10 protein-coding genes are annotated in these 12831 nt (G+C 56.2%); 5 read left to right on the top strand and 5 right to left on the bottom strand.

The window, feature by feature from the left end:
• The first annotated feature begins 5 nt into the window (after positions 1–5).
• Together RB_RS22800 and RB_RS22795 are read left to right on the top strand one after the other, a co-directional pair.
• A complete protein-coding gene (locus RB_RS22800) occupies positions 6–812 on the top strand; it encodes a DUF4198 domain-containing protein (protein ID WP_007330084.1) in 807 nt (268 codons plus the stop codon).
• Positions 809–1525, top strand: a complete 717-nt coding sequence (locus RB_RS22795; RefSeq protein ID WP_011123044.1) for a flavodoxin domain-containing protein — start codon at positions 809–811, stop codon at positions 1523–1525. Before RB_RS22800 ends, RB_RS22795 begins: the two co-directional genes overlap by 4 nt.
• A gap of 1 nt (position 1526) precedes the next feature.
• Here the strand turns inward: RB_RS22795 and RB_RS22790 are convergent, their stop codons facing one another.
• The gene (locus RB_RS22790; RefSeq protein WP_231845902.1) at positions 1527–2108 is read right to left on the bottom strand and encodes a hypothetical protein; all 582 of its coding nucleotides are present in this window, start codon (positions 2106–2108) and stop codon (positions 1527–1529) included.
• Positions 2109–2298: 190 nt separating this feature from the next.
• The gene (locus RB_RS22785; protein WP_011123043.1) at positions 2299–3483 is read right to left on the bottom strand and encodes a prenyltransferase/squalene oxidase repeat-containing protein; all 1185 of its coding nucleotides are present in this window, start codon (positions 3481–3483) and stop codon (positions 2299–2301) included.
• Between the two features lie 190 nt (positions 3484–3673).
• On the opposite strand from RB_RS22785, the gene RB_RS22780 reads away from it, so the two are divergent.
• The 3 genes from RB_RS22780 to RB_RS22770 all read left to right on the top strand — a co-directional run bounded on the left by RB_RS22780 (position 3674) and on the right by RB_RS22770 (position 7181).
• Positions 3674–5623: a CotH kinase family protein gene (locus RB_RS22780; protein ID WP_011123042.1), complete on the top strand. Its 1950-nt coding sequence runs from the start codon at positions 3674–3676 to the stop codon at positions 5621–5623.
• A gap of 96 nt (positions 5624–5719) precedes the next feature.
• Positions 5720–6514 (top strand): polyphosphate polymerase domain-containing protein, encoded by a 795-nt coding sequence (locus RB_RS22775; RefSeq protein WP_231845901.1) that lies wholly within the window; start codon positions 5720–5722, stop codon positions 6512–6514.
• On the top strand, positions 6507–7181 hold the full coding sequence (locus RB_RS22770) for a DUF4956 domain-containing protein (protein ID WP_011123040.1): 675 nt from the start codon (positions 6507–6509) through the stop codon (positions 7179–7181). The genes RB_RS22775 and RB_RS22770 overlap by 8 nt, the downstream gene beginning before the upstream one ends.
• A gap of 24 nt (positions 7182–7205) precedes the next feature.
• Here the strand turns inward: RB_RS22770 and RB_RS22765 are convergent, their stop codons facing one another.
• From RB_RS22765 to RB_RS22755, 3 genes are all read right to left on the bottom strand, one after another.
• The gene (locus RB_RS22765; protein ID WP_011123039.1) at positions 7206–8984 is read right to left on the bottom strand and encodes a LamG-like jellyroll fold domain-containing protein; all 1779 of its coding nucleotides are present in this window, start codon (positions 8982–8984) and stop codon (positions 7206–7208) included.
• Positions 8985–9131: 147 nt separating this feature from the next.
• Entirely contained in the window at positions 9132–10406 is a 1275-nt protein-coding gene (locus RB_RS22760; RefSeq protein ID WP_164922385.1) for a glycosyltransferase, read from the bottom strand.
• Between the two features lie 68 nt (positions 10407–10474).
• Positions 10475–12820, bottom strand: coding sequence for a serine/threonine protein kinase (locus RB_RS22755; protein ID WP_011123036.1), 2346 nt, complete (start codon positions 12818–12820; stop codon positions 10475–10477).
• Positions 12821–12831 lie beyond the last annotated feature (11 nt).

Raw genomic sequence — 12831 nt, 5'->3', positions numbered from 1 at the left:
TGACCATGAATCGTTTGCTCCTTTCGCTCGCTTTTTTGCTCACCGCCATTCCGAGCACGACCTACGCCCACAAGGTTTGGTTGTTGCCTTCGCAAACCGTCTTCTCGGGTCCCGAACCCTGGTTGACCGTTGACGCGGCGGTTTCGAACGACTTGTTCTACTTCAATCACTTTCCACTGGGATTGGACAACTTGGTCATCACGGCCCCTGACGGAACCCATGTCGAAGCCGAGAACCAAGCCAAGGGAAAATACCGCAGCGTCTTCGATCTCCCACTGACTCAGCGTGGCACCTATCGCGTTGCTGTCGTCAACGATGGTGCTTTTGCAAGCTGGGAAGAGAATGGCGAACGACGTCGTTGGCGCGGAAGCGCCGATGCGATCGCAAGCGAAGTTCCTGCCGACGCCGACAACCTCCGCATCACCGAAAGCTTCGGGCGAGTCGAAACGTTCGTCACCAACGGTGCACCTTCGCTGGACGCACTGAAACCAGTCGGAAAGGGCATCGAGTTGATCCCCGTCACCCATCCCAACGACCTGTACGCGGGTGAAACAGCCACGTTCCGATTCTTGGTCAACGGCCAACCTCAGAAGGACATGGAGATCGTTGTGATCCAAGGCGGAACGCGTTATCGCAACTCGCAAGAAGAAACCAACGTCACGACCAACGAAGAAGGTGAGTTCCAAATCACTTGGACGGGACCTGGCATGTACTGGATCGAAACCAGTCACCAAGACAACGACACCAAGATCAAAAACGCCGCCGGCCGTCGAATGAGCTACGCGGGCACCGTTGAAGTCCTGCCTCAATGAGTTTGAAGATCAACGCCATTTGTCTCGCGGTGCTTGTGATTGCCGCGTGGTTCCTGGCACAGTGGACTGAAGGCACTTGGTGGGTCGCACCACCGAGCGCCTCACGTTGGTGGATGGCGGCGGGTTCTCTCGTCGCTTACAGCTTGCTGTGTGCCTGGTCGTTTCGAAAGGTCGCGGTGTCAAATGCTTCAACGGCGAATGTCACTTCGGTCGTCTCCGAACAAGTGCCCACAGACAGTCCCACGACTTCTGTCAAAGACGATTCGGTACTGGTCGTCTACGCCAGTGAAACAGGATTCGCCGAAGAACTGGCGCAGCAAACCTTGGAACTGCTTCGTGCGGCTGGCAAGGCTGCTGAACTGCTGCCACTGGATGAATTGTCAGTGGAACGATTGCAAACGATTCCACACGCATTCTTTTTGGCCAGCACAGCGGGAGATGGGGAACCGCCCGTTCACGCATTTGAATTTGCGGAGGACGTGATGTCTTCCCAACATGATTTGTCATCGCTGACTTACGCGGTGTTGGCACTCGGCGACAGCAGTTACGACGAGTACTGTGCATTCGGCCGACAAATCGACGCTTGGTTGCAACAGTGCGGAGCGAAGGCATCCGACGAGCGAATCGAAGTTGATGACGCCGATCCTTTGGCATTGTCAGCCTGGCAAGCACTCGTCGAAGAGTTTGCCGGCAACGCTCAACCGAGTTTGTGACTCAGCTTTGGTAGCGTACCAGGTACCAACCACGGCCGATCGAAGTGGCGTATTCCAATTCATGTGGGTCGGACAATCCACCCACAAATGAACTCGGTTGACTTTGGGGTGGATGCCATTCCGCCCAATCACCACCATCGGTTCCGGTCAGTTGCAGCTTGATTGCGCCGTTTTGCAGTTCAATCGCACTGACGTAAACCGCTTGCTCCGATACCGAGGGAGCTTGCAACAGAACCAATGTGGTTGGGCATCCAAACGGATACGCCATGAAGGGGCCAATCGCAGGCAGCTCGCCATCATGCTGCGGCCACTCTTCGCGAAGCGGTGCAACGATGTGTTCCAGCCCCTCCACACGCAAGGCAAACCGTGCACGTTTGCCTTGCCATGCAATCGAGTCAACGTGGGTCGCGAGAGCAAACCAAAACCCCGCCAACGTGACCACGGCCAGCAACTGCGCCAACGATCGATGCTGAACCGTCGGCGATGATCTGGCAAAGAACTGAAACAACCATCCAAGCAGACTTCCCACCGCCAAGATCGCGATCAAACCGATTCCCACACTGCGGACTGGATTGGCTTGCATCCATTGAATTGAAAACGATTCGCTTTGAACCAGAGATCCAAACAAAGGGTCCACGGAGGCCCAAATCACTAGCATGCAAAATGCTGCGATCTGGCTTCCCCACAACCATTTAAATGGCCTCGACATTCAATTGTCTCGTTTATCCGTGAATGACTCGCTTGTCCGTGAATGAACCGTCAGGAAACGACGTTCATTGGCAGTGCCCCAGTGCCATCAAAGCGAAACTGGTGGCGAGATTCTTATCGTTCTCAAACCAACGCTGGTTGTCGTTGCTCCACGATCCATCTTCGTTTTGACGTTCAGCCAATTCGGCAACCAAGTCGGCTTTCCAGTCGTGTTCCTTGCCGTCGGAATCGGCAACCGTTTTCAAGCCCGCCGCATCCAGGGCCGCTGCGAACGTGTGGTAGTAGTAATACAGCCCCGCGGTGCCCATGCCAGGATTCTTTTCAACGCTGTAGTGATCCTGAATCCATTGTTGAGCGGCTTTGACACGAGGGTCTTCCTTTGTCAAACCGGCAAAGATCATGCTCTTCAGCCCCGTGTATCCCATCGAGCCATAACTACGAAGCCCGCCGTTGGGAGTGAAGCGTTCTTCCGAGGTGCTGGGATCAATCTTGGTCGTCGGGATTTCGTAGTAGAACCCTCCGTCATCGACCTTGTCAGCGAACTGGGTGTCGTTGAACTCGCTGTCGAGGTTCTGGCATCGCGAAATGAAGACGAGCGCCCGTTGAATCGCTGGGTCGCTCGCCGGAGTTTCCACCGCTCGCAAGGCTTCGATCATGTACCCGGTGTTCGACAGATCAGGTCGCCCGGCACCGCCATAGCCGACGCCGCCGTACCACGGATCGGAAGGATCCTTGGTTCCTTCGCCGTACTGAATTCCGGTCACAAACGCCTTGGCACGTTTCAAGATTTCATTGTACTGGCCGGTCTTGTTCGCCTCCGCGAAGCACACCATCGCGACGCAGGTTTCATAGTTTTTCAGCCGACCGTTGCCGTAGATGCCACCATCAGGTTTGACGTAGCCTTCGAGTGCTTTGAGTCCCTCCGCGACCATCGGATCGTCGATGGTTTGACCGTTGCGCAGAGCCGATGTGATCGCCAGCGCCGTCACGCCTGGTCCGACTCGGTCCGAAAACGTTCCTTGCTCGGATTGCCCCTCTTTGGCCAGAAAAGCCAACCCCTTGCTGACAATTTCCTGCCGGAGCTGCTCCGTTTTGCTGATCGTTTTCGCTTCCGGCGATGTTCCCGCGTCCTGACCGTGAGCAGGCAAACTGATGATCGCAGCCGCACAGGTTGTGACAAAAATCCGGCGACCGAGGCGGAATTTTCGGCGAGCGGATGTCGGTCCGGAAGGGTTGGATTCCCAATGCATTTGTGTTTCTCAAGGAAGGAGGGAAAGAAAAGCGTTCGATCTCCATGCATCGCTTCACAAAGCAAGCCATGTGCCAGCGACCATTCCGAAACAATTCTCGATTTTTCGCGGCGGATACAGGTGGAGATCGCAACTGGCCGGTAGAAGGCTTTCCGCCCAAATTCTCGCGTCTTGTTTGCCAGGTATTTGAATGCTCCGTTTTCCACACGTTCGTTCCAAGGTCTTGTTGATGGCGGGAGCCGCCTTGATCGTCGGCCCCGGTTGCTCCCCCAACATCCAAGCTCAACCGCCTGGATTTGGTCCTGGTGGCCCCGGGGGTCCGGACCAAGCTGATCAAGAACTCGTCGAGAAGTTCGATGACGACGCCAATGGCTGGCTGAACGATTCGGAGCGAAAAGAAGCTCGCGATTTTCTTGCCGCCAACCCGACGCAGCGTGGCTTCGGTGGACCCGGTGGCTTTCGCGGTCGTGGCGAAGGTCGTGGGCCAGGCGAAGGTCGAGATCGGGGCGAAGGCCGCGGGGCTGATTTTGGTCCTCCGCCCGGCTTCGGCCCCGGCCCTGGATTTGGACCTCCTGCCGATGGCGGCCCGCCTCCAGGTGATGAAGCGGAACGCGGCCGCGGTCGACGCGGTGGTGGCCCTCCTGGAATGAATCGCGATCGTCCCGAGCCCACTCCCGGACAAACCATCACCAAAGAATCCGTCTCTCCAATCAAAGGTGACCTGTACGACCCTCAAGTTGTTCGCACCGTTTTTCTGGACTTCAGCAATGACGACTGGGAAGAGGAAATGGAAACCTTCCACAGCACCGACGTGGAAGTTCCCGCCACCATCACCATCGATGGCAAATCGTATCCCAATTGCGGCATCAGCTTCCGTGGTGCCTCGTCGTATGGAATGGTCCCGCGAGGTTACAAACGGTCTTTCAATATTTCGGTCGACATGGCCAACGAAGATCAACGGATCGGCGGTTACAAAACACTGAACCTGCTCAATGGATCCAGTGACGACTCGATGATGAGCACCGTGCTGTACTCGCACATCGCAAATCAACACATCCCAGCACCACGAGCCAACTTCGTTCGCGTTGTCATCAATGGCGAAGACTGGGGTGTGTACACCAACGTCGAACAATTCAACAAAGACTTTGTCAAACGAAACTTTGGCAGCAGCAAAGGCGCACGCTGGAAAGTCAGCGGATCACCTCGTGGTGGCGGTGGACTGGAATATCGCGGCGAAGACTTGGAGAACTATCGCCATCCTTTCGAGCAGAAATCAGGCAACGACAAAGATCTCCAACGATTGGTGGACCTCTGCCGTGTGCTGGAACAAACCCCAACGGATGAATTGCCTGCCGCTTTGGAACCGATTGTCAACGTCGATGGTTTGCTCTGGTTCTTGGCACTCGACAACGCCCTGATCAACTCGGACGGCTACTGGATCCGAGCGAGTGACTACAGCATCGTGCTGGACAAAGACGACGTGTTTCACTTCATCCCACATGATATGAACGAAGCCTTCCGCGCAGCGGGTGGCCCCGGCGGTCCTGGTGGTCGCGGAGGGCCTGGCGGACGAGGCGGTCGTGGACGCGGAGGACCAGGCGGCTTTGGTGGCCCCGATGGCTTTGGTGGCCCCGAAGGATTTGGTGGGCCCGGAGGGTTTGGTGGGCCGGATGAATTCGGTGGCCCAAGAGGATTCGACGGCCCACGTGACTCCGATGGACCTCGTCGATTCGCCGGTCCCGATCAAAACGGCCCTCGCGGTGCGAATGGCCCTGGACCTGAATCGACGGCGTCTCCACTTGGATTGGATCCGCTGATCGGATTGGATGACCCGACCAAACCGCTTCGCAGCAAAGTGTTGGCGGTTCCAAAATACCGTGAGGCGTACCTCGCCAATGTTCGTCACATCGCGGAGCATTCGCTGAACTGGGAAACCCTCGGACCATTCGTTCAGTCTCAAGCCAAACTGATCGAACCACTGATGAAAGTGGACACGCGAAAATTGGGAACGTTTGAATCCTTCCAAGCGATGACCAGCGACACACAGGTGTCCGATCACACGGAAGAACCACGCCGCGGACACGGTGCAATGAACTTGAAGGCCTTCGCCGATGGTCGTCGCGAATTCCTGCTGAAGTAGCACCGCTTGTTCCTTGCCATCAACGCCTCGCGGAAGCCAACGTTGCGACCGCGAGGCGTTGCGACCAAAAATCTTTTCCCAGTTTTCAATCACGTCATGAACGACAAACGAATCGAACTGAAATACCAACTGGACTCATCGCTGGCATTGGAAGTCAAGCAATGGGCCCGTGAACATTTGGCAGCGGATCCCCACTGCAAATCGGGTGACACGTACGACGTCAACAGCCTGTACCTGGACACGCCTCAACTGGATCTGTTTCACCAAACCGGCAGCATCGGTCGCCGAAAGTATCGTGTTCGCCGATATGGCAGCGAATCGCACCTTTGGCTCGAGAGCAAATCGAAAAAGAAGAACGAAGTTCAAAAGACACGCTGCGTCGGATCCGAAGACGAAGTGATGAACACGCTGCGGGAACTCGAACGAGCCTCCCGTGATTCGGAATCAGCACCTGCCCCCAAGGCTTCCCTGGGCGATTGGTTCCGCGATCAGGCGATCAAAAAACAGCTTCAACCAACCACACAAATTCACTATCGACGTTTCGCTCGGATGGGATCGGAACTGGGCCAGAACATGCGATTGACCATCGATAGCCAACTGCACGCCAGCCCGGCGTCGGGTTGGGACGTCGCATCCGAGGAGGCTGGTTCTGACCGGACCCAACGCGTGAAAGCGACCGAACTGGAAATCTTGGAACTGAAGTTCCACCGGATCATGCCGCATCGATTCAAAGAACTGCTGCGTGAATTTCCGATCCCAGTGACCGGGTTCTCCAAGTATCGAGCCGCTGTTCGCTGCTGGAACCTGGATCAACCAGTTCCTGTGTTCGATTCGGCGATTGAAGTGTCGCCGGAATGCGATTGGAACACGGAGACCCTGTCCTATGCCTGAGTGGCTGAATCAAGTTTCCACCGAGGTGGATGCCAACCTGCCGACATTGGCCACGCGACTCGTATTGGCGTGGTTGTGTGGATGGGCCGTGGCTCTGATCGCTCGCATCAAATCACCGGCCAACACCGCCGACCAACTCACGTTGACGTTGGTTCTGATGAGCGTGCTGATCGCGATGGCGACTCAAATCATCGGCGACAACATCGCTCGAGCATTCAGCTTGGTGGGCGCACTATCGATCGTTCGCTTCCGAGCTGCCGTGTCGTCCACTCGTGACGTGGCCTTTGTTTTGGCAGCGGTGGTCGTCGGCATGGCGATCGGGGCCGGTCAATACTGGGTGTCCTTCCTGGGGTTGATTACGCTGGCTTGGGCAACCCAGTTCAACGGCGGACGTCCCGCACCCCAGCTCGAGAAGCCCACCACGCTGACTGACAAGACATGGCGTTTGACCATGAAAGTCGGGCTGCATTCGATCGGTGGTTGGGAATCCGAACTGCAACGACTGACCAAGAGCTACGAGATCGTTTCAGCAGAAACCGCTCGTCGGGGCGGTTCACTCGAACTCGTCTACCGCTATCAACCACAAGACGACACCGACGCCAGCCAACTGATCGCCGCTCTGAACGCGATCCCCACGGTTGAGTCGGTCGCCACCAAACCAATGTGATCCGTCAGTGGACGGCCGGCATCATCACGGGATTTGAAGTGACTCCAACGGCAGCACTGCCATCTCGGCGCTGTTCTGGTTCGCACGACGACCGCCATTGTTGGAGTACCCAACATAGAGTTTGCCATCGTATTCCATCGCACACGGATACGACAAACTCAAACTTGTTGCGGACTCACCGGGTGCGTCCCCGTTCATCGCTCGCCGGATGACGAACACTTTCGCGAAAACATTCTCGCCCGGGCGTGAAACGGCGATGGTCAATGGCGATCGTTTGCCTCCGTTTCCGTCTGCGGTTGTGCAGACCAGATACCGTTGACCGTTGCTCAGTACACCGGCCGCGGGTTTGGACGTTGCCATCGGCAGATTGCTGATTTGGGAAGGTGACCAAGTCCGACCATAGTCATCGCTTTTCGCAACCAATGCTTTGGCGTCCCCACCGTAGCGAGCGACGTTGAAGACGGTGGAACCATCCACCCACAAACTGGATTCACCCCACATTCGATGAATGAATGCGTCCACCGGAATCGGAACCAAATCCCATCGGGTGAAATCATCGCCATGGCTGATGGCAACTGCCGCGGGGAACACGTTGTCCCCTGAATAACGTTTCCCGAGAAATCCCGGCATGATCCAATTGCCATCGTCCATTCGAACGGGTTGGTTCATAGGCCAGAATCCGCTTTCGATGACCACGCCCATTCGCTCCCACTCTCCCGTGGATTCGTTCATCCGATAGGCACGCGTGTGGATGTTGTCCATTCGACCGTAGTAGGCACCATGGAATGCCCACAATGTTTTTCCGTGCGACAGAAAGACTCCATGACTGACAGCCAGGTTTTCTTCAGCGCCGGCGTCAATGACTTGCAACGGCCCCCATGTCTTTCCATCGTCCTCGCTGACTCGAAACTGGGCTTCCTCGGTCACCGTGTTTTCATCCCCTTTGTTGTGACCGATCGACGCAAACAACTTCCCTTGGTGCCGAGTAAGCGCGACCCCGTGCAAGAACGTGTATCCGTCCCGGGGTTTGTCCCATTTCTTGATCACATGAAAGTCAACGTTGGCGACCTCGGGCAGATCTTCGGCCCGGGGTAGCGGTGAACTCTCGTCCCACAAATGAAACGGTTGAGGAGGCATCGGTATGTCATGCACCGAAGTGACAGGACGATAGGATGCCGCCACTTCGTCAGAGGAGAACGCTCGGGGATGAAGCTGAACCTCATCAATCGCACCGTGCCATGTTTGCCGAACCATTCCATCGTCGTTCACGCCACCCAAAGTCAGTGGAGCGTCGGTGAATTGCACAGGCCGATCCAGCTTCAACGATCCCACGCGTTCGCCGTTGACATACAACTCCGCTGAATCGGGCTGCATGACCACGCCGAGTTGATACCAGCGACCGAGTTCAGGCTCAGGCCCAGAAATGGTTCGCCATCCACCTTGATACACATAGAGGCTGAACTGGTGATTGCGATCTAGCATCAGCGACCACTCGCGTTCATTCAACGAATAGCGATTCTTGGCCGCGATGATTTGTTGGCCAGAATTCAAACGATACGGATTCACCCAAACAACGAGCGAATACTCCCCCGATTCCAAAACGTCGCGTGCCCCATGCGGTTCCAGCGCGGTCTGCCCGTCGAGCAACCAACTCTCGCCCTCAATCCCAGCACACATCGCCGCTTTGCCGTGCATTGCAACGACACTCGCTTGCGTCGAATCCGCCGACCACCGAACTGGTTCGGCCGCGATTGTCAGGACGGGAAACGAGACAAAGAGACTCAACAAAATGGTTCGGATCATCGATGGGGATGCAGTGACGTAAGAAGCAAGTGAACAGTGGCGAAGGCATTGAGCGAAGCGAAACCTCTTACGATAACCGAAACCGGCCACTGTTTCCGAGGCGTTGGAGCGGTCGAGCGATGCATGTCATACCAGCGTTCGATCTGATCAAACATTCCGTCCGTCAATGAATCGCACCGCGTTTTGCACGCCCGATTCCGATCGAATCTGCTTGCCGAGTTGTTCTGCTCTCGACTCCATTTCACAGTCATCGATCGTTTCAGAAATGGCTTTGGCGAGCCGTTCGGGCGTGAGTCTTCTTTGTGGGATCGGTTTCGGCCCCACGCCCAGTTCATGAACCACTCGCCCCCAAAACGGTTGATCACCAAAGAAGGGACAAATGATCGTGCGTCGACCAGCGCGAAGGCCAGCCGCCGTGGTTCCACAGCCGCCATGGTGGACCACGGCGGAGACTTGCGGGAACAACCAATCGTGTGGGACGGCATCGATGGAAAGCATTGTCTCGGGGAAATCGAATTCCCGTAGGTCCATTCCTCCCCAGCCCGGAGCCAAGATGGCTCGTTGCCCAGACAAGCGAACCGCTTCGATGACACGTTCGGCGGTCGCTCGTGGATCGCGCCCAAAGATGCTGCCGAATCCAACGTAGATGGGTGGTGGTCCTTGCTGCAGAAAATACAGCAGCCTTGGATCAGGGGTGAACTCGGTCGCCCCATCCAAGAACCAATACCCGGTCACCATCGCATGATCGGGCCAATCGCTAGGTCTTGGAATCACCGAAGGGCTGTAGGCATGCAACGCGGCGACGGGACTGCCATCGGCGTGCTGAAAGTACGGTGGACGCTTCTTTGACATTCCTTGGGATCGCCGCCACTTGCCCACGAAGCGACCACCACTGCGCCGCGTGATGAATTCGATGACACGATAAGTTGCAAGATTGTACCAACGGCCGAGCGGCAACCTTGGAAACCCAAACGCAGGCGACTCCCCCGTGGGCACATACAGTGGCAGGTAAAACGCGAGGGCACAGCGACAACCAAGCCGTTCGGCAAAGTCTTCGGCGCCGATGGCCTTCTTATGGAACAAAATCAGATCCGGCTGAAAAGCATCCGCAGCCGCCCACATTTCACTGACTTGACGATGCATCATTCCTGTCAGTTTTGGCATCAGTCGCACACCCACCCGAACGGCCTGAAACAGATTGGTGGTTGTTTCCATCGCCACTCGACCATCTTCCGATTCCATGAAATCGCGAATGTCGTTGTTCAACGGAGCGTAGTCGATCCCATGTGACCGAATGAACTCTTCGAAGATCTGGCACGTGCAAATTTGCACTTCGTGCCCCGCCTTCTTCAGTCCAACGGCCAACGCAACGTACGGCTGCACGTCGCCTCGCGTCCCCACCGTCAGCACCAGAATCCGCATCCAAACCCTCAAAAAGGTGTCAGGTACCTTTTAGTCAAAACAGGCAATTTCAGGTCACCTTCGCCCGATCACTGAACGAACGGTTCGCCGATCAGTTCGTTCCATTTCTGTCGCTGCTCGGGCGTCAGAATCTCCAGGATCTTTTCAACGGTGTAACGGGTTCCGTCGGAGTTCCACATGTCATGCGGCGGACCGTTGAATCCCGAAGGCCCTTTCCTCCCCGGTGGGCCACCAAATTCAGGTGGGCCATTCATCTCAGGAGGCCGGCCGAATTCAGGTGGCCGTCCGCCCCGCGAACCATTTCCATCAGGCGATCGCCCATCATCGAACCGTCCACCATCAAAACGTCCTCGCATTCCAAACTCGAACCCATCCGGGCCTGGACCACGTCGTCCATTATCACGATCGCGAGGACCTCGATCACCCTCGAACCCGCCACGGCGTGAAGGACGCGTTTCTTCGATGATTTGATCGATCCGCACTCGTTGCTCGCGAGTCATTTCAAGAGCCGCGACAACTTCGGCGGATTTGAATGTGAATGGCAATCGACGCTGCCGAGCGATTTGTTGCAAACGTTCGACTTGCTGAGGGCTCAGTTTCTGCTTCAAGAACGAATCAAATGATTCCAACAGGGCTGTCATATCGGCATTTTCAATCGACAGGTTGCCTGGGTTTTCATTGGCCAAGGAATGCCGTTCGGACTGAAGCATTTTGACGGCATCGGTGATCGCGTCCGCCTTTTCGCGATCGATCTGCAACTCTTTTTGCACGCTCTCTTCCAAGAGCTGTAACAACGGTCCAATGTTCTCGAGCAACTGCAATTCCTCGACCATGGCTTCCACACGAGCCGAAGTCTTTGCCAATTCGCTTTTCAGAGCCGGATCATCGGCACGAAGCTCTAAGAAGTCGCGATAAAACGACAACGACGTCTCGAGGAAAGTTCGACGTACATCTTGAAGCCCCGCTCGGTAAGCCAGTTCGCTTTCACTCAGTTCACTGAAGGCATCGACCGCGGCACGAGCTTGCTGAAAGCTTTCCTCCGCCAATTCACGTTGCTGGGTTTCGCGGTCAAGAGCCAGTTGTGTTTGCCGTTGTTCTCGCCAAACCAGCAACGCAGTCACCAACAAAGCGACCGAGGCAATCAATAACATCCCGAACGCAGCCGCCACCAAACCACTGTTGCGGCGACGCCATTTTGCCAACCGTTCGAGTGCTGTCGGCGGTTTGGCTTGGATCGGTTTGTCGTCCAACCAACACTGCAAATCATCGGCCAGTGCCTTCATTGTCGCGTAGCGTTCAGACGGCTGCTTCGCGATTGCTTTGCGGACGATCGTGTCTAACTCGGTGGGCAGATCCGGTGCGATGGACATCGGTGATGGTGGTTCGACCTCAATCACCGCGTTGAGCAACTCGCGAAAACCTTCGCCTTCGATTGCAGGCCGCAGGGTCAGCAATTCGTAAAGCGTCACGCCAAACGAATACACATCGGTGCGGTGATCCAAGATCATCCGGTTCCCGGACGCTTGTTCGGGCGAAGCATACCGCAACGTCCCCATTGGGTCGCCGGTCCGAGTCAGATTGTTGGTGTCGGATTCGATGTGTGCCAAACCAAAATCGGTGACCCACACCTTGCCGGCGCCATCGATCAGCAAGTTTCCCGGTTTGATGTCTCGGTGAATGACCCCGTACTGATGCGCGTGCTCAATCGCGATCGCCGCTTCGTGTGCCATTCGGACGGCGGACTCATAGTGCCGTCGTCGCCCCATCGAGGTGCCCATCGACGTCGTGTTGTTCGATCGCGTCGGTGCCGCACTGATCGAATCACGCATCGGCCGGGTGTCATTTGATTTACCGTTTTTGGCTTCCTGACGCATCTCATCGATCACGTCGGCCAACGTGCGTCCGTCGATCAGTTGCATTGCATAGTAGTGCACACCGCGATCGCTACCGACGGCGTAGACCGGCACGATATTGGTGTGATGCAAAGCCGCCGCGGCGTGAGCTTCGTTGCGAAAACGTTGCAAACGCACTTCGTCCAAACCGCTCGCAAATGGCAGGACCTTCAGAGCAACCTTGCGCCCCAGAGAGAGCTGAACGGCTTCATAGACAACGCCCATTCCTCCGCGGCCGAGCTCACCAACGATCTGGAAATCACCGATCGGTTTGGCCGTGAACTCCGCATCAGGCCCCACAGCGGTGGTGGAGGGTTCGGACGGCGATCCCGCACCATGCAGCATGGCCAAACCTTCGAGGGCCGGACGCAGCTCTTCTTCAATGGAGGCATAGCCAGCCAAAAAATCTTCGATCGAAGGAGCCTTTCCATTTTCCAGCAATCGCATGTAGTCCTTGACCGCAGCGACCACGCCATTGTCATTGGTTTCATCGAAAGTGGCCATGTTTTCCCCGTCGTTCATTTGATCGTCCG

This window comes from Rhodopirellula baltica SH 1 (assembly GCF_000196115.1).
GTDB classification, from domain to species: Bacteria; Planctomycetota; Planctomycetia; order Pirellulales; family Pirellulaceae; genus Rhodopirellula; species Rhodopirellula baltica.
The sequence above is the reverse complement of the archived record's forward strand: the minus strand, read 5'-3'. Positions and strand labels throughout refer to the sequence as shown.